The organism is Bacillus sp. FSL K6-1005, from assembly GCF_038000225.1.
GTDB classification, from domain to species: Bacteria; Bacillota; Bacilli; order Bacillales; family Bacillaceae; genus Bacillus; species Bacillus mojavensis.
Genome location: NZ_JBBOBP010000001.1, coordinates 392,895 through 409,686, shown reverse-complemented (window position 1 = coordinate 409,686; position 16,792 = coordinate 392,895). Strand labels below are relative to the sequence as shown.

Here is a 16,792-nt window from a genome sequence, read left to right as displayed (position 1 = left end):
ACGATAACAATAATATTTTTTGATGTCTACACATTTTTTCAGTCCTTTTGTACAGCAAAATAAAAAAGGGCCTGTCTCAGGCCCTTTTCTTCAAAACATTGGGTTTTCTTCAATAAATGTATATATATTCTCAACAAGCTCAGCAGGTGTTTCACCCGTAACGACTTCTCCGTTTACTAAAGCGAATAGTGATTCCATACATTTCCCGCAATAGCTTAAACAGCCGTATTCAAGAACATCCAGATTCGGATCTTTCTCTAAAATCGCTCGGGCTTCCTGAGAGCCGTGAGCCAGATTGCTGACACAAAATTCAATCATTGGATTCATGCGATTTCACCTCACATATGAACATTATCGCGAATTTTTCACTATTCGTCAAAGACAACGAACACTTCAAAATTTATTATCGTAACATATCATTCCTTCAATAACGTTTTACTAATTTGCGTTTTAAGGCCAATTTGTAGGTTATTTTGAAACTAATATTGTGATTTTAGATCAAATTCGATATAATTCTAGATGTTATTTTACAAAGTTCGTATTTTCCATCAATGTATCTATCATACTCTTCGGGTTAAAGGGGAATTCAAATGAAAAAATTGGTCTTGATCGGCGGAGGTTACGGAAACATGCGTGTTCTTCATCGCTTATTGCCCAACCAGCTGCCTCATGATGTTTCAATCACGTTAATTGACAGAAATCCTTATCACTGCTTAAAAACAGAATATTATGCCCTTGCCGCAGGCACAATTTCTGACCACCATATCAGAGTGACGTTCCCAGAGCACCCTCGCCTGGATGTCGAGTACGGCGATATTTCTTCAATTGATATTGCACAAAAACAAGTGCTGTTCCATGACCGCGAACCGATTTCTTACGATGACGCAGTGATCGGGCTCGGCTGCGAGGATAAATATCATAACGTGCCGGGAGCGCCTGAATTCACCTACAGCATTCAAACCATCGATCAGTCCCGCGAAACCTATCAAAAGCTGAACAACTTAAGCGCCGAAGCGACTGTTGCCATTGTCGGAGCAGGCCTAAGCGGCGTTGAACTTGCAAGTGAGTTAAGAGAAAGCCGTGACGATCTGAACATTATTTTGTTTGACCGCGGAGATCTCATTTTATCAAGCTTTCCCGAGCGTTTGAGCAAATATGTGCAAAAATGGTTCGAAGAGCACGGTGTCCGCATTATTAACAGGGCAAATATCACAAGAGTAGAAGAAGGCGTTGTATATAACCACGATGACGCAATTTCCGCAGACGCCATCGTATGGACAGCCGGCATACAGCCGAATAAAGTCGTCAGAGACTTGGATGTGGAAAAGGACGCACAAGGCCGTGTCGTGTTAACGCCTCATCACAATGTCCCGGGTGATGAACATCTGTATGTTGTCGGAGATTGTGCCAGCCTTCCTCACGCACCGAGTGCCCAGCTGGCAGAAGCTCAAGCAGAACAGATTGTCCAAATATTGCAAAAACGCTGGAATGGTGAAGCCCTTCCTGAATCGATGCCTCAATTTAAGCTGAAAGGCGTTTTAGGTTCACTCGGGAAAAAAGCCGGCTTCGGACTTGTTGCTGACCGTCCGCTGATCGGCCGTGTTCCGCGTTTGCTGAAATCCGGCTTGCTGTGGATGTACAAACACCATAACGGATAATAGCAGAACCGCTGATGAAGTCAGCGGTTTTCTGTGTAACCGTATCTCTCCATTTCCTCATATACATCCTTCAACTTTGGGTTGCCTTCTCCAACAATTTTATTCTCTACGAGGACGAGCGGATAAAAATATTCGTCATTTCTGATTTTTTCCGCAAGCTGTTTTACGTTTTCGACATCTGGCGGCTCGTAAATGTCGATGTATTGCATTTCAAAAGGCTGATTCGGATATTTTCTTTTCAGCGCAGCCTCAAGCCATTCATATGTATCTTTAGCTGTCGGCATATTGACACAGCTTGCACAAACGGTTTCTGCCCCGTATACGCTGAGCATGACTGTTTTTGTCATTGATAAGTGCCCCCATTTCTCTGTGTTACATTCTTTCTATTAAGTATACAGAGACAAAAGACGTTTTTATAGAAAAAAACCGTTTTTGTGTTCAAGTCTGAATGTGCTATAATAATGGGAGCAATTCTGCAAACCAAACAATAGATTTTTATTGTTACACTGAATATAATGGTTTTATGACGATGAAAGGAGCGAATGTCATGACTGAAGTTGAAATGAAAGAACAGGTGCAGGAAGTACTGGACAAACTTCGTCCGTTTTTACTTCGTGACGGCGGTGACTGTGAGCTTGTAGACGTTGATGAAGGTATTGTTAAGCTTCGTCTTCTAGGCGCGTGCGGCAGCTGCCCAAGTTCAACAATTACGCTAAAAGCCGGAATTGAACGCGCTCTTCTTGAAGAAGTGCCGGGTGTAATTGAAGTAGAACAAGTCTTTTAATAAAGCAGCCAGGCTGATATTTGATCAGCCTGGCTTTTTTTATGAGAGATATTGGTCAAACCATGAGCTTATATAGGTCAGGCGCTTGATCCGCTGTCCCGGGTGTCCGCTGCGTGACAGATTATGCGTCGCTTTCGGAAAACGAACCAGCACAGTTTCCTTGTCCATTTTTTTCAAGGCAATAAAAAGCTGTTCAGCCTGTTCAATCGGACACCGGTCATCACGTTCGCCATGAAGAATTAAAAGAGGCGTCTCCACGTTTGCCGCATATTTTAAAGGGGATCGGTCCCACAGCTTTTCTGTATCGGTAAACATGTCATGCTCAAGCTGCCAGTCCGTGAAAAAATAGCCGATATCACTAACGCCGTGAAAGCTGAGCCAGTTTGAAATCGAACGCTGGGTGACAGCTGCTTTAAAACGATTTGTATGCCCCACGATCCAGTTGGTCATAAAGCCTCCGTAGCTTCCGCCTGTGACGCCTATCCGCTCGGCATCAATCTGCGGGTCTCTTTTAATCGCCTCATCCACTGCCTGCATCACATCCAGATAGTCTTTTCCTCCGTAATCCCCTCTGACTGCATTCACAAATTCCTGTCCGTAGCCATGACTTCCTCTTGGATTTACATAAACCACTGCATATCCTTTCGCCGCCAGCACCTGTAATTCGTGAAAATATGTATGCCCGTACATCATATGCGGACCGCCATGTATATTGAGAATAAGCGGATATTGTTTGCCCTCTGCAGCCTGAGCAGGTTTCATCAGCCAGCCGTTCACCGTCATCCCGTCTTCTGTCACATATTGAATGTCTTCAGGTAACGAAATGAGGTGCTCGTCAACAAACTTGTCATTCGCATCAGTCAGCCGTTTTTCTTCCTGTCCAAGAGGAATGCTGTATAGCTCACTAGGTCTGTCGGGCTTTGTCACACTGGCAATAAAGCTTTGTTCGTCAGGATGCATGGAAAAGCTGTTGATATATTCTTTTTCTAACCGAATCGGGTATACGAGTCCTTCTATAGAAACATAATAGATTCCCGTGCTGCCTTGTTCTGTACCGATGACATAAAACCCTTGGCTGTCTTTCGTCCAAACCGGACGCTGTTCAGCACCTCCGATCAATGAATCCCCAATCAGCGCATCGGCTAAGTGAACGTCCAGCATATCAGTGAGACACGACAGGCGGTCTTGTTCTAGATCATAAAGCCACGCCTTTTCGAGCGTTGCATTCCGATATTCCTGTTCATGTCCAAGCAAAGCAAGATACCTTCCGTCCGGTGAAAATGAGCTTGGTCCGAATGAGCCGCGATGAGAGGTAATCAGCTTGAGATCTTCAGTCTCCAGCGACAACATGCAAACATCATGAGGTTTTCTGGCATCATCCGTTTCAGTCATATTAGCCGAAAAAACGAGAGATTTGCCGTCAGGAGAAAAAGCCGGGTCGAAGTGGTCAGCTTTTTCGTTAGTCAGCTGTTTGACCTCTCCAGACTTCACGCTGACAAGCACAAGCTGTGCATACGCGCCTCTCGTCAGCCCTTTTCCGTCCCGTTTATAGGCTAAACCATGCACTTCAACCGGTTCAAAGCTGTCGGGTTCCGTTTTCTCTTGATCATAAACACTTTCACCATCTCCAAGACTGACCGTGACAAGCACTGACTCGCCATCCGGAGACCATACCGGCTGAGAGACGCCATACGGAATATCAGTCAGTTTTTTTGCCTCACCGCCTTCAGCGCTCATTATATAAAGCTGAGACACATCGCCATCACGGTCAGAAACAAATGCAATCTGGCGTCCGTCTGGAGACCATCTAGGATCAGCGCTCCGCTTTTCTCCGTATGTCCAAGGGGCGGACGTCCCGCTATCCGCATCATATACCCATATATTTGAAGTATATGAATCTTTCTCTTTGTTTGCTTGTGACTTCACATAAGCCACACGCTTGCCGTCCGGGGCGTATTGAGGGTCCGTCACCGAGACAATAGCTATCATATCTTCGGCGGTCATCAGCTTTTTCATATCAATCTCCTCCTTTTTACATGTATTTCGTTTTTCTAAATAAAAATCCCTTTTATATCATGAAGAAAAAAAGCGTTCCTCTGCTGACGCTGAGGAACGCTTAGAATGCTCTATACACTTTTCATTTGATAGAAAGGATTTCGCTCTATTATACTTCCCTCTTTCGGAACGGTCAAAGCGTCGACTTCACAATGCGGGAAGTGAAGTGCGAGCTGCTCTTTCAGCGCGTCCCCTTTTCCTTTTTCGGTCATGACGAGAATCGTCGGGCCCGCTCCGCTGAGAGCAGTTCCATAAGCGCCTTTCATCTCGGCGACGTGTTCTACTTTTGACAACTCAGGGACAAGCATTGCCCGGTACGGCTGATGGAACATATCCTTCTTCATGATTTTTCCGACGAGCGGCCAATCCTTTGACATGATCGCCGCGATGAGAATGTTGCTGACAGCACTGGCTTTTACAGCGTCCGCATAGAGAAACTCTGTAGGAAGCACGTCTCGCGCGTCTCTTGTCAGCACCTCGTAAAAAGGAATGACAACCACAACATCAATGTCGGCATCCGGCACGCGGATCATTTGTGTCTCGTCGTCTTCATGCAGCCCGATCACAAGCCCGCCGACGAGAGAAGCGCCTGCATTGTCCGGATGTCCTTCTTCAAGGCTGGCTAAATGCAGCTTGTCCTCTTCGGAGAGCTTTAACCCGCATAATTCGTCAGCCAGTTCTATAGCCGCCACTATGGCCGCAGCACTGCTGCCAAGACCACGTGCAAGCGGGATGTCGCTCCACACTTTCACATGTACAGGTGGCATTTCTTTTCCGTACATATCTGCCGTCCGTTTAGCCACTTGATAGATCATATTATCTGTACCCGCCGGTATTCCGGCGACTGTTTCTGTTTCAGCTTCAAAAGACCATTGATCGCTTTCATAGACGGTCAGCTTTAAATATCTGCTGAGCGCCATTCCGACTGAATCAAAGCCGGGGCCTAGGTTAGCTGTGCTTCCGGGAACAGTGACAGAGAACAGCATGTCGGCATCATTCATACACGAGCCGCTCCTTTTAAGTATTCGAGGATGCTGTCTTCATCAGTCGGCAGGGTGACCGGCTTCATTTCAGAAATGTCGACCGCTGTGTTCGGGTCTTTCAGCCCGTTTCCTGTTAACACAGCCACAACCTTGCTGCCTTTCGGAATTTCTCCGGATTTTACTTGTTTCAGCACACCTGCAATAGATGCGCAGGAGCCCGGTTCTGCAAACACGCCTTCTTCACGGGCAATCAGCTGATACGCATGAAGAATTTCATCGTCAGTGACTTCGTCAATTTTTCCATTGGACTCCTCAGCCGCTTTTACAGCTTTATCCCAGCTTGCTGGGTTTCCGATACGAATCGCTGTTGCCACGGTTTCCGGATTTTCAATGACTTCGTTGCGGACGATCGCAGCTGCCCCTTCCGCTTCAAAACCGCGCATTTTCGGAAGGCCAGTGCCGTTTTTCTCATGATATTCTTTGAAGCCCTTCCAGTACGCTGTGATGTTTCCCGCGTTTCCGACCGGAATCGCCAAAACGTCCGGGGCTTCGCCCAGCTGTTCGCACACTTCGAAGGCAGCTGTTTTTTGGCCTTCAATACGGTAAGGGTTGACCGAGTTGACAAGCGCGATCGGTGATTTTTCGCAAATTGAGCGGACAATTTTAAGCGCATCGTCAAAGTTGCCATCGATCGCAATGATTTCAGCTCCGTACATGACTGCCTGAGCAAGCTTGCCAAACGCGATTTTTCCGTTCGGGATGATGACAATACATTTCATATTGGCGCGGGCTGCATAAGCAGCCGCAGCCGCTGATGTATTTCCGGTTGACGCACACATAATCGTGTCGTTGCCTTCTTCTTTCGCCTTTGCCACCGCCATAACCATCCCGCGGTCTTTAAAAGATCCAGTAGGGTTTACGCCTTCTGTTTTGACATGAAGCTCAATCCCAAGCTGTTCAGAAAGCTTCGGCAAATGAATGAGCGGCGTATTGCCTTCATGTAACGTAAGCGCCGGTGTTTGATCCGTTACAGGTAAAAACTCTTTATATTGATGGATAAGTCCTTTCCACATTAGCTTCAACCGTTCCCTTCTACACGATATGTGCTTTTTACTTCTTGAACGACTTCCAAATCATTTAAGTTTTGCAGGATATCACTGAAATCAGCTTCTGATGTATGATGTGTGACGATGACGATTTCTGCTAGCTCATCATGCCCCTTAATCGGCAGCTGAAGGATTTTTTCAAAGCTGACGCCCCGTTCTGAGAACACAGACGTGATTTTTGAGAATGAGCCTACCTCATCCTTCACGTGAATTCTCAAAAATTGCTGTGCGTAAATGTCGGACGGCGACTTCATGTTTTTCTCGTATTGCGGCGCAACAAAGCTATTGCCGGTTACGCCGAGACGCATGTTTTTCATGACAGCGACCAGGTCAGACACAACTGATGTGGCTGTCGGCATGCTTCCCGCTCCCGGGCCATAGAACATCGTCTCTCCGACAGCTTCGCCATATACGTAGACGGCGTTAAATTCATTATGCACGGCAGAAAGCGGATGGTGGTCTGGAAGCAGCGTCGGCTGAACGCTGACTTCAATTTTGCTGCCGTCACGCTGGGCAATCCCGATCAACTTCATTGTGTAGCCGAGGCGTTTGCTGAAGCTGATATCCTCGTCTGTAATCTGGGAGATCCCCTTCACTTTGACATCTTCCAGATCGACGTTCATTGAGAAGCCGAGACGCGCCAATATTGCCATTTTCCGCGCGGCGTCAAGCCCTTCAACATCTGAAGTCGGGTCAGCTTCAGCAAACCCCAGATCCTGCGCTTCCTTAAGCACATCCTCGTAAGGGCTTTTCTCCTTAATCATTTTTGTTAAGATAAAGTTCGTTGTTCCGTTTACAATTCCCATCATTTTAGTAATCCTGTCTGATGAGAGGCCTTCTTCTAATGTGCGAAGAATTGGAATTCCGCCGGCAACGCTGGCTTCGAAGTAAATGTCACAGCCATTTTCCTTTGCTTCTGCGAGCAGTTCAGAACCGTACACGGCCATTAAATCTTTGTTCGCCGTGACAACGTGTTTTTTCGATCTCAAAGCGTCGAGCAAATATTGTTTTGTCTGCTCAACACCGCCGATGACCTCGATGATGACATCAACATCAGGGTCGTCGATCACATCATATACTTCTGTCGTGAGCGTTTCCTTCGGCAAATCTACTTCTCTTTTTTTCTCTAAATCTTTTACAAGCACTTTTTTTATCGTAATGGGACAGCCAACCTGATGCATCAGCTTATCCTGATGGTCTTGAATAATTTTAACGACACCGCTTCCGACGGTACCTAAGCCCAAAAGCCCTACACGAATTGCTTTCAAAAAAACTCCACCCTTCTTCAGATTGTCCTCTCAAGATAGACAATTGTTAACTCAACACAGACATATAAGTTACAAATATTATATAAGCCCACTCCTGTTTTGACAAGACAACAATCTGCTGAATTTTGTGAATGTAAACGCTTAATCAATTGATATGACAAGATTCTTTATTTTCTAATTATTTTTGTCAGATTTTCTCCTTCCTTACAAGCCGCCCTTTCCGAGCCAGCTGACAGGGGGAACAAACAAGTTCTGCGCTCTCATGTTCATAAACTCCTGGGCGGCATTCAGAAATTGTTCATAGCCCGAATCACTGAGAATGTAGTCGAGCTGCTCTTCATAATAGTGCTTTTCCGACTCTGAAGAAATATAGTAGCCTTCCACGATTTCATAGTAATGAAGCGGAAAAAGGAGACGGCTGTACAAAAGACGCTTCGAAAATGAAGACAGCGGTGTGATTTGCTCGTATTCCTGCAAAAAGCGAAAGCCCTGCCGGTTAAAATCATCACGGTGATGCAAAAATGAGTGTCTCATATATTCGGCTAAATCGCGTGCAGCGTGGTCAAATACCCAGTCAGCCGGAATCCTGATAAGGGATTCAGGAGACCACGTATTTCTTTCCATCCGCTGATGGCATATCGTTCCTGAATCAGTTGCTTGCGGTTTGTCATCGAGCTCAGTATCGACTAAATATTGAATCGCGTTTTCTGACAGCCCTAAATAGTATGGAAACGATTCAATCATTTTTTTATCAAAAGGCTCGTGCGGAGGGGTATGAACCTTTCGCTGCCAAAACGCTTCAAGCTGATCAATGCGTTTTCCCCACAGGTCTTTCCACTGCCCGATTCTCCCTGCCTCCTTCACTTCGTACGGGTATCCTCTGCCCTTTCGGTGAAACTCCGCCAGTTCTGTCCCTATGGAAAATGCACGATTTGAAAAAGGAGGAGCCGCCTTCAGCAGGGCGTACGTTTTTTCCTCATGTTCAAAGGTCAGTTCACCTTCTTTTGTAAAGATAAAAACGGAAACGTATGGGTCACTTTGTTCTTGTAAATACTGACTCATGTAATAAAGCTCCGCCAGCTCCGCATCTGAAAAATGGGAAACGGGAACAATCAAAAAGAAGGAATTCGGTGTTTGAAAGCATTGATACGTATGCTGATACATGGAAAGCTGCCTGATATGAATGCCGTATTTTTCTTTTATTGTGCCTTTCACAATGATCACCTGCCTGTTGAATTAGGACTCATCACATCGTAGTCATACACAGCCGGAATTATGAATACATATTTTAATCCGACGAAGGAGCAAGAAAAAGTCGTAAACATCTCATACGTTTTGTATAAACTAGTAAAAAAAGATTGGGTGAAGTTGATGTCAGATAAAGAACAAATCAGTCAGATGGAAGCTAAAGCAAGAGAACGGATGAAGGAGCGCGGCGTTGAGGTATCCGATATTGCCGAGCTTGTCTTTTTTCTGCAGAAAAAATATCATCCGGATTTAACCATGGATGAATGCACGTTGAATGTGAATCGGGTCCTCGCAAAACGCGAGGTGCAAAACGCGATTTTAACGGGCATTGAATTGGACGTTCTTGCTGAGCACAAAAAACTGTCTGAACCGCTGCAAACGATGCTGGAGATAGATGAAAGCCTATATGGAGTAGATGAAGTTCTGGCATTTTCCATCGTGAATATTTACGGGTCCATCGGGTTTACAAACTATGGCTACATTGACAAAGAAAAACCCGGTATCCTCGGCCGTTTGAATGATAAATCAACCGGCGAATGCCATACATTTCTTGATGACATTGTCGGCGCCATTTCCGCTGCGGCCTCCAGCAGGCTCGCACACCGCGCACGGCATACAGAATAAAGGGCACCCTTTTGGGGCGCCCTTTTTTTATATATGTTGAATCCACTCAGTCAGAGAATCAATAGCGTGAGTCGGTTTTTCCATATCGTCTGTCATATGCTCTCTTTTCGTTACGCCTGTGTGGACAAGCAGTGTATCCATCCCTGCATTCATGCCTGCCATAATATCAGTCGCGTAGTTGTCGCCGACCATAAGTGTTTCGGATACATCAGTGCCGAGAACACGCATCGCCTGCTCCATGATAATGGATTCCGGCTTGCCGATAAACACCGGCTGCACGCCTGTGGATACGGTTAACACAGAGGTCAGTGAACCATTGCCCGGCAGGAGACCCCTTTCAGTCGGTATGGCAATGTCACCGTTTGTGGAAATAAAGCGGGCGCCATTTCTGATTGCGAGGCAGCCAATGGCAAGTTTTTCATATGTAATCCCACGGTCAATTCCGACAACAACAAAGTCCGCGTCTTCCTCTGCAAAGGTCAGGCCGTTCTCTTCAATCGCCTGGCGAATTCCTTCTTCCCCGATCACATACACAGACGCGTCTTTTTTCTGCTGGGCGATATGCTGGGCAGTCGCCATGCTTGTCGTAAAGACCTGCTCCTCTGTTGCCGGAATATCAAAAGAGACTAGCTTGTCCGCCACCTGCTTCGGTGTACGGGAAGAGTTGTTTGTCACAAAAAGATAAGGAATGCCGCGGTCTTTCAGCGTTCTGACAAATTCACACGCTTCCTCAATTTTTTCTGTGCCGTTGTACATCGTTCCGTCTAAATCAATTAAATACCCTTTATATGTTTTCATCTTTAACACTCCTGTGGCTTTCCTGTCGTTATTTAAACGCGGAAACAGGGCCCAGCTCTGTTTCCAAGTAGATTCTGATTCGTTTCGGAAAGGCTTGAAGGACCGCTAGATGCGCGGTGATCAGCTTGTAAAGCTCTGCGCTGTCAGCGAGCTGGTATTGCTGAACCAATGTTTTTCGGTACGCAATCAATTGCTTCAGCTGTGCTCCCTCTTCTTCCGTTACGACTTTTTCATCAACCAGTATGTCCATGATATCATCATAGCTGCCCGGGTCCCGCATAATAAAACCGTCGATCATGTCATTTCCTGTATCTAGAATGCATTCGATTAACAGGTGGCCGATGCGTTCAAGCGCGAGCCCCTCGATCTCGGATTTCCAGTCTGTTTGCGAATGAAACAGCGCCAGCTGACGCTCGAAGAACCCGAGTGTATGCTCTATCTTGTTTCTGTCAACAAAATACATGACAGCATCCCCTTTGTGAAATAGTTATTTTCTGATCCGTTTTAAGACAAAATACGCACAGCCGAAATTACAGTATTCGTAAATGTATTCGTCCAATGTGCTGATTTTCGTTTCAAAGGTCGCCTTTTGATTCTGGTCATCAAAGAAGCCCTTGAGCCTGAGCTGGCCGTATCCCCAGTCTCCCACAATGTAATCGTATTTATTTAAAATATCGGAATAACGAGCTTTAAAAGCCTCTTCGTTAAAGCCGTCTTTGAAATTGTGCACCAACTCAAATTCGGCATTTTGAATAAGAATCATGATCTCACCTCTTTTTCACTCATTCCTATCATAATTCATTGCCCCTTCCCCATCAATTGCTAAAGAATAATTCGTGTGATTTGGCTACCCTACACATAAGGAGGGATTACAAATGAAACGAACTGCTGTCAGCCTCTGCCTGATGACCGGGCTTTTATCCGGATGCGGAGGCGCAGGATTCAATAACGCTGAGCAGAATGTCCAGCATCAAAATGAAACCAAGCCCATTCATGTATCTGACCGCGATGAGGCTTTTAATAGGCATGATAAGAATGAACAATTTGGTTATGTTCGTTATCAAAAAGAACAAATTGACGGCGAACAGCAGGAGACACCGGCGCCAGACCGTGAAGAAACCGCTCACATCATATCAAGCTTAACGGTTCAGCTCCCTCATATTCAAGATGCCGCAGTGCTCGTAACTGACCAAGAAGCGCTTGTCGTGTACAAAACCGATTCAAGAAACCGTGAACTGACAGCTGATCAAGTGAAAAAAACGGCTGTTTCGGTGATTCCGCGTTACTATCATGTGTACATTTCTGACAATCCGAATCATATGCAGGCCATCAAAAATTACAGCAATCTGGGCTCCGGTTCAAGAGATGTCAGAGACATCATGTCAGGGACGATACAAGAAATGAAAAACTCCCCGCAAGGAAGCCCTGTCTCGGAAAACGAAAATGCCAATGGAGAAACACGCCAGGACAAGGAAGCGAATAGGAATGACAAAAACGCCAGATGATCTGGCGTTTTGGCATTATGCTTGCGCTTGGCGTTTTTTTGATGCTTCGTTAACCTGTTCATCCGCATGGTAGGAGGAACGGACAAGCGGACCGGCTTCACAGTGACTGAAGCCTTTTTGCATCGCGATTTCCTTCAATTCTGCAAATTCATCAGGATGATAATATTTTTGGACTTTTAAGTGCTTCTTCGACGGCTGCAGGTATTGGCCGATTGCCATAATATCAACATTGTTTGCCAAGAGGTCGTCCATCACTTCGATAATTTCTTCTTTCGTTTCACCGAGTCCGATCATGATGCTTGATTTTGTGGGAATGTCTGGCTGCATTTCTTTCGCGCGGCGCAAAAATTCCAATGAACGGTCGTATGTCGCACGCGCGCGGACTCTTGGCGTCAGGCGGCGAACCGTTTCGATATTGTGATTCAGGATGTCAGGGCGCGTATCCATTAACGTTTTTAAGTTATCATAGTTTCCGCCCATATCTGACGGAAGCACCTCAATAGTCGTAAATGGGCTTTTTCTGCGGATTGCACGGACAGTTTCCGCGAAGATACCCGCACCGCCGTCTTTTTGGTCATCACGCGCAACAGCTGTGATAACCGCGTGTTTCAGATTCATCAGAGCGACGGAATCTGCTACGCGTTCCGGCTCTTGCAGGTCAAGCTCAGTCGGAAGGCCCGTTTTGACAGCGCAGAAACGGCACGCTCTCGTACAAACAGATCCTAAAATCATAAATGTCGCTGTACGTCTCACTGCCCAGCATTCATGAATATTCGGACATTTTGCTTCTTCACATACGGTGTGCAGATTGTTTTCCCGCATGAGTTTTTTGAGCCCTGTATAATTTTCATTTGTATTTAATTTGATTTTGAGCCATTCGGGCTTTCTGAGGTGTTCGTCTTTCTTTGCCAATTCCCATCATCTCCAATATCCAATATACTCAATTTCTGACACGAAACATTCTGAAAACGAGATAGGTGCAGTTCTTTCATTTCTGCAACAAAAATAATGTTTTTCTAACTAAAGAAAGTCTTTTCTTTAGACACTTTAACATAGGAAAAATTTCTCGACAAGGGAAGATGATTACTGACATTTTCTTGCCGGGTTGCCGCAAACTATGTGTATTCAATATTGAAAGGAGATTATTTTGTGAAAGTTGTGTTATCTGTCCTTCTTCTCCTTTTGTTTGCATTTGAACCTTTTGCGTCTGGAAAAGAGCTTTCAGATCCGGTGCTTTCTAAACGGATGGAATTATATCATAAAGTCGAAGCTGTGACGCAGATTCCTTGGTATGCGCTAGCCGCTGTTGATCAATACGAGGAGAATGTGCGGAGCAACAGAAAGGATCTGCCTGACAAAACGGGAATCATCAGCATCTATGTACCGGATGAAATCTGGAGCGGACCAGAAAACCCGAATCCGAAAGACGATGCACCGTTAAGCATAAAAGTGTTTGACGGAATCGGAATGGACGGTGACGGCGATGGGAAAGCCGAAGTCAGCAATGACGAAGACATTTTGTATACATTCGCACAATATCTGCTGTCGTACGGCACAGATGAGGAAAATATCCGCATCGGGCTCTGGAATTACTACCGCCGTGATCAAACAGTGGGAATCATATCCGAGTTCATGAAGCTGTTTAAGGCATACGGTCATATTGATTTGGGCGAGCATGCGTTTCCGCTTCCAATCAGAACGGATTACAGCTATCGCAGCACGTGGGGGGACGCCCGCGGCTTTGGAGGAAGGCGGATTCATGAAGGAACGGATATCTTTGCCCATTATGGCCTTCCTGTAAAATCCACCTGTTACGGCGTCATTGAAATGAAAGGCTGGAACCGCTTTGGATGATGGAGAATCGGCATCAGAGATATTAACAATACGTATCATTATTTCGCCCACCTCAATGGGTTTGCGAAAGGCATTAAACCAGGGCAGATCGTTGAGCCCGGCCAAGTGATCGGGTCAGTCGGCAGCTCAGGATACGGCCCGCCCGGCACAGCCGGAAAATTTCCGCCGCACCTGCACTATGGCATGTATAAGGATAATGGAAAAACGGAATGGTCGTTTGATCCTTATCCTCATTTGAGAGCGTGGGAGCGCTATGAGTACAAGAAAAAGAAATGACGAAAGCCGCCTCATGAAAAGGCGGCTTTATTTTTTGTTTTTTTCATTTTTTGAATCATGGCTTTCTTCTTCTTTGCTGCTTGGAAGCTGGACAGAAGGCGTAACACCTGAACCGCCGCTTCCGTTATAAAATTGCGGGACTTCGCCCTGCACTGCTTTAATTGATACAGGAACATTATTGGTGACCACGGCCGTTTTGCTTGCGAACGGGATGATGACCTTCACTTTAATTTCTACAAAGATGCTGATATCAATCAGTGCGTTATTAATGCCGTATGGCTTTATTTTTGTTTTGACGTCCGTAAAGGCGTCACCGATCAAATTGAACCGGACCGGAATTTTCGGGCCGAGGTTTCCAAGAAGGCTGTTTCCTGTCACCTGTCCCAATGGGATGTTGATCATAATATTTTCACTGGCACCGCTGTGTCCCGTGTGGGTTTCCATCTCTTTCAGATGAGATTGAAGCTGCTTTGTCACCTTTGTTTTCACACTGTTTATAACCTGTGTATTAAAATCGATTGTCGTTAAATTTCCGTTTTCATCAGAATTCATTTGAAACATATCTTTCATATTTTCGCTGTCAGACATATAATCCTCAATGGAATCCTGAATCACCTCAGTTGCCACACGCTTCGTTTCCATTTCACCGATGCTCATTAAAACCGGTTTAATAGAGCCGTTGATCATCCAAAGGCTGACTGTTGTCGATATGATAAAAAATACGAGTGACAGCAACAGCACGTACCGGAAAGGCAAAGGTCCTCTCTTGCGAAGAGGGCCGCGATATCTTGGCAAGAAAATCCCCCCTTACATATCACAATGTATGCTTGTAAGGGGGGACATAGTAATAGCCGGGCCAATTTATTTTATTTCACCATTTTTAAAAGCGCTTCTCTGCCGCTCATGCCGGCATGAATGCCAAGATCCTCTGCGGCATAGGTGACGGATTCTAAAGGGGCGTCTAACAGCTGGTCAATTGTTCGTACACCAACCGCCCGTCCCGCCACAATTCCACGCTCCTTTAATTTTTCATTCAGCAGCGCCACATCAAGCGCGCCGCACATAATATATCCGTGATCATTGGAGACTGCCATGAAATTTGTTTTTGGAAGTTTTACTGTCACAGCTGTAAAAGGCTGTCCTTCTATCATAATCGGTGTCAGATTTACCACGTCAACCAACTCCCTTCATTTATCACTTTATGATGAAGGGCACGGCTTGTTGTGGGCTGACTTCCTTATTGTGCAAGCTTCCAGGCAAGCAGATCCCGCAAAAATTCCGGCATAAAATATTCTTTTTCTGCGGCGTCGCGGATGATCGGAAACATCCTGCCGAGCGTAAACATATCAAGCACAGCCACAGCGTATTGTTTATGTTTATCAATGTCATCACCGTTCAGTGTCATCCGGGTAACGTGCGTCATCCCATCGTCCAGCCGTTTCGTTTCGACATCGACACCCGCGTACACCATTTTCCCCATCACTTCTCCCCGGAAGCCCAATCCTTTAATTCGAAGCTGCTCCACCTGTTCTGAAGCAGCATGGAGAATCGTTTCTTTCAGTTCCTCTCCCGTCAGGCGGACAGTAACCGGGTTGATGGGGTGAGGACAGATGCGGTGCAGGTCAAGCTTCGTCACCGGGCCGGCTTTAAGCGGTCCGAGGATGACGCCGGAATTCACCATGCTGATGTCGGCTCCGCACCATTCCTTTAACGCATATGCCAAAAGTAAAGGCAGCTCGGATTCTTCAAACCACTTGACTTCAGCATCTTGCGCAAGCTCCGCAACGGCAACGGACAGCTTTTCCTCGGCTTCACGTTCTTTTTCCTCAAGAAATGCTTTGGTTTCCGCCGATTCCCCTGTCCATTCCGCCACATTTTGAACAGACGCTGTTTTGCTGATGATTTTTCGCTTTTCGCTGTCAAACGTGATGTCTACACAGCCGACATAGTTTCCGTATTTCTCAGCGCTGGCAAGCAATACACCGTTGACCATCTGTCCATTTTCAAGCAGGTGGTGAGTATGAGACTCGAGGATTACGTCAATCTCCGGAACTGCTTCAGCAACCGCTTGATCGTCAAGAATTCCCAAATGCGACAGGAGAACGATGATATCAGCCTGCCCTTTCACTTCCTGTATGGTTTCTTTTATACTTTCGAGCGCATCAGTAACAGTCCATTCCAGCTTGTCATAGACGGGATAATACGGCACCGTTACGCCTAACAAAGCGATGGTCATGCCGTTTCTCAATGTTTTGATATGGTAAGGAACCGCCCAGGACGGGCGGTTTCCGTTTTTGTCATAAAGATTAGAGACGATAACGGGAAACTCGGCATGATCATATAAAGAAGCAAGCTCTTCATGAGGAAGCGTAATTCCCTCGTTATTGCCGATAGCCGCTCCATCAATTTGAAGACGGTTTAAGAGGTCTACATTCGCTTTTCCGAATGTTGCCTCAGTCACAAAATGAAAACGATCAATATGATCACCAATATCAAAAACGAGCGTCTCTTCGCTGTGCAGCTGATGTTCTTTTCTTTTATGCTCAATATAATCTGTTATTTTTGGCCAATTTTCAAAATGGCTGTGCAAATCATTTGTGTGATATAAGCGGAGCTTCTCTTTCATACCATTC

At 45.8% G+C, this 16,792-nt stretch carries 18 protein-coding genes and 1 pseudogene; 5 read left to right on the top strand and 14 right to left on the bottom strand.

Features of this window, described 5'->3' with window-relative positions:
• Positions 1-90: 90 nt before the first annotated feature.
• Complete coding sequence (locus NST16_RS02025; RefSeq protein ID WP_010331736.1) at positions 91-327, bottom strand: YuzB family protein; 237 nt, start codon at positions 325-327, stop codon at positions 91-93.
• Positions 328-590: 263 nt separating this feature from the next.
• Between NST16_RS02025 and NST16_RS02020 the strand changes: the two genes are divergently transcribed.
• The gene (locus NST16_RS02020; RefSeq protein ID WP_010331737.1) at positions 591-1,658 is read left to right on the top strand and encodes an NAD(P)/FAD-dependent oxidoreductase; all 1,068 of its coding nucleotides are present in this window, start codon (positions 591-593) and stop codon (positions 1,656-1,658) included.
• Between the two features lie 20 nt (positions 1,659-1,678).
• Here the strand turns inward: NST16_RS02020 and NST16_RS02015 are convergent, their stop codons facing one another.
• Positions 1,679-2,005 (bottom strand): YuzD family protein, encoded by a 327-nt coding sequence (locus tag NST16_RS02015; RefSeq protein WP_010331738.1) that lies wholly within the window; start codon positions 2,003-2,005, stop codon positions 1,679-1,681.
• Between the two features lie 101 nt (positions 2,006-2,106).
• Here NST16_RS02015 and NST16_RS02010 point away from each other — a divergent pair, with 101 nt between their 5' ends.
• Positions 2,107-2,442 (top strand): NifU family protein, encoded by a 336-nt coding sequence (locus NST16_RS02010; RefSeq protein WP_173400510.1) that lies wholly within the window; start codon positions 2,107-2,109, stop codon positions 2,440-2,442.
• A gap of 39 nt (positions 2,443-2,481) precedes the next feature.
• On the opposite strand, the gene NST16_RS02005 is transcribed toward NST16_RS02010, so the two are convergent.
• The 5 genes from NST16_RS02005 to yutH all read right to left on the bottom strand — a co-directional run bounded on the left by NST16_RS02005 (position 2,482) and on the right by yutH (position 9,072).
• The gene (locus tag NST16_RS02005; RefSeq protein WP_340883711.1) at positions 2,482-4,458 is read right to left on the bottom strand and encodes a S9 family peptidase; all 1,977 of its coding nucleotides are present in this window, start codon (positions 4,456-4,458) and stop codon (positions 2,482-2,484) included.
• A 110-nt stretch (positions 4,459-4,568) separates the two neighbouring features.
• Entirely contained in the window at positions 4,569-5,498 is a 930-nt protein-coding gene (thrB, locus tag NST16_RS02000) for a homoserine kinase (protein WP_268448406.1), read from the bottom strand.
• Positions 5,495-6,553 (bottom strand): threonine synthase, encoded by a 1,059-nt coding sequence (gene thrC / locus NST16_RS01995; protein ID WP_106019930.1) that lies wholly within the window; start codon positions 6,551-6,553, stop codon positions 5,495-5,497. The genes thrB and thrC overlap by 4 nt, the downstream gene beginning before the upstream one ends.
• A gap of 5 nt (positions 6,554-6,558) precedes the next feature.
• Positions 6,559-7,854: a homoserine dehydrogenase gene (locus NST16_RS01990; RefSeq protein WP_229149123.1), complete on the bottom strand. Its 1,296-nt coding sequence runs from the start codon at positions 7,852-7,854 to the stop codon at positions 6,559-6,561.
• A gap of 204 nt (positions 7,855-8,058) precedes the next feature.
• Entirely contained in the window at positions 8,059-9,072 is a 1,014-nt protein-coding gene (yutH, locus tag NST16_RS01985; RefSeq protein ID WP_268448508.1) for a spore coat putative kinase YutH, read from the bottom strand.
• 153 nt (positions 9,073-9,225) lie between these two features.
• Here yutH and NST16_RS01980 point away from each other — a divergent pair, with 153 nt between their 5' ends.
• Positions 9,226-9,726 (top strand): phosphatidylglycerophosphatase A family protein, encoded by a 501-nt coding sequence (locus NST16_RS01980; protein WP_340883709.1) that lies wholly within the window; start codon positions 9,226-9,228, stop codon positions 9,724-9,726.
• A gap of 27 nt (positions 9,727-9,753) precedes the next feature.
• On the opposite strand, the gene nucF is transcribed toward NST16_RS01980, so the two are convergent.
• The 3 genes from nucF to NST16_RS01965 are packed head-to-tail and all read right to left on the bottom strand — an operon-like array spanning position 9,754 to position 11,287.
• On the bottom strand, positions 9,754-10,524 hold the full coding sequence (gene nucF, locus NST16_RS01975) for a 5' nucleotidase NucF (RefSeq protein ID WP_168748664.1): 771 nt from the start codon (positions 10,522-10,524) through the stop codon (positions 9,754-9,756).
• A 28-nt stretch (positions 10,525-10,552) separates the two neighbouring features.
• Entirely contained in the window at positions 10,553-10,987 is a 435-nt protein-coding gene (locus NST16_RS01970; RefSeq protein ID WP_010331745.1) for a DUF86 domain-containing protein, read from the bottom strand.
• A gap of 24 nt (positions 10,988-11,011) precedes the next feature.
• Positions 11,012-11,287: a YutD family protein gene (locus NST16_RS01965; protein ID WP_003228682.1), complete on the bottom strand. Its 276-nt coding sequence runs from the start codon at positions 11,285-11,287 to the stop codon at positions 11,012-11,014.
• A 112-nt stretch (positions 11,288-11,399) separates the two neighbouring features.
• Here NST16_RS01965 and NST16_RS01960 point away from each other — a divergent pair, with 112 nt between their 5' ends.
• Positions 11,400-12,029 carry a YhcN/YlaJ family sporulation lipoprotein gene (locus tag NST16_RS01960; RefSeq protein WP_268448404.1) on the top strand — a complete coding sequence of 210 codons (630 nt, stop codon included), beginning with the start codon at positions 11,400-11,402 and terminating at the stop codon, positions 12,027-12,029.
• 15 nt (positions 12,030-12,044) lie between these two features.
• On the opposite strand, the gene lipA is transcribed toward NST16_RS01960, so the two are convergent.
• A complete protein-coding gene (gene lipA, locus NST16_RS01955; RefSeq protein ID WP_010331747.1) occupies positions 12,045-12,941 on the bottom strand; it encodes a lipoyl synthase in 897 nt (298 codons plus the stop codon).
• 237 nt (positions 12,942-13,178) lie between these two features.
• On the opposite strand from lipA, the pseudogene lytH reads away from it, so the two are divergent.
• Positions 13,179-14,159, top strand: a pseudogene (gene lytH / locus NST16_RS01950) (L-Ala--D-Glu endopeptidase).
• A 27-nt stretch (positions 14,160-14,186) separates the two neighbouring features.
• Here lytH and yunB read toward each other — a convergent pair.
• From yunB to NST16_RS01935, 3 genes are all read right to left on the bottom strand, one after another.
• On the bottom strand, positions 14,187-14,954 hold the full coding sequence (gene yunB, locus NST16_RS01945) for a sporulation protein YunB (protein WP_010331749.1): 768 nt from the start codon (positions 14,952-14,954) through the stop codon (positions 14,187-14,189).
• 71 nt (positions 14,955-15,025) lie between these two features.
• Entirely contained in the window at positions 15,026-15,331 is a 306-nt protein-coding gene (locus tag NST16_RS01940) for a YunC family protein (RefSeq protein ID WP_010331750.1), read from the bottom strand.
• A 65-nt stretch (positions 15,332-15,396) separates the two neighbouring features.
• On the bottom strand, positions 15,397-16,785 hold the full coding sequence (locus tag NST16_RS01935; RefSeq protein ID WP_340883704.1) for a bifunctional metallophosphatase/5'-nucleotidase: 1,389 nt from the start codon (positions 16,783-16,785) through the stop codon (positions 15,397-15,399).
• Between the last annotated feature and the right edge of the window lie 7 nt (positions 16,786-16,792).

What these genes read in the sequence shown, in the direction of transcription:
- NST16_RS02025 (WP_010331736.1), bottom strand. Translation starts at nt 327, where the DNA reads ATGAATCCAATGATTGAATTTTGTGTCAGCAATCTGGCTCACGGCTCT.
- NST16_RS02020 (WP_010331737.1), top strand. Translation starts at nt 591, where the DNA reads ATGAAAAAATTGGTCTTGATCGGCGGAGGTTACGGAAACATGCGTGTT.
- NST16_RS02015 (WP_010331738.1), bottom strand. Translation starts at nt 2,005, where the DNA reads ATGACAAAAACAGTCATGCTCAGCGTATACGGGGCAGAAACCGTTTGT.
- NST16_RS02010 (WP_173400510.1), top strand. Translation starts at nt 2,107, where the DNA reads ATGTGCTATAATAATGGGAGCAATTCTGCAAACCAAACAATAGATTTT.
- NST16_RS02005 (WP_340883711.1), bottom strand. Translation starts at nt 4,458, where the DNA reads ATGAAAAAGCTGATGACCGCCGAAGATATGATAGCTATTGTCTCGGTG.
- thrB (WP_268448406.1), bottom strand. Translation starts at nt 5,498, where the DNA reads ATGAATGATGCCGACATGCTGTTCTCTGTCACTGTTCCCGGAAGCACA.
- thrC (WP_106019930.1), bottom strand. Translation starts at nt 6,553, where the DNA reads ATGTGGAAAGGACTTATCCATCAATATAAAGAGTTTTTACCTGTAACG.
- NST16_RS01980 (WP_340883709.1), top strand. Translation starts at nt 9,226, where the DNA reads ATGTCAGATAAAGAACAAATCAGTCAGATGGAAGCTAAAGCAAGAGAA.
- nucF (WP_168748664.1), bottom strand. Translation starts at nt 10,524, where the DNA reads ATGAAAACATATAAAGGGTATTTAATTGATTTAGACGGAACGATGTAC.
- NST16_RS01970 (WP_010331745.1), bottom strand. Translation starts at nt 10,987, where the DNA reads ATGTATTTTGTTGACAGAAACAAGATAGAGCATACACTCGGGTTCTTC.
- NST16_RS01965 (WP_003228682.1), bottom strand. Translation starts at nt 11,287, where the DNA reads ATGATTCTTATTCAAAATGCCGAATTTGAGTTGGTGCACAATTTCAAA.
- NST16_RS01960 (WP_268448404.1), top strand. Translation starts at nt 11,400, where the DNA reads ATGAAACGAACTGCTGTCAGCCTCTGCCTGATGACCGGGCTTTTATCC.
- NST16_RS01935 (WP_340883704.1), bottom strand. Translation starts at nt 16,785, where the DNA reads ATGAAAGAGAAGCTCCGCTTATATCACACAAATGATTTGCACAGCCAT.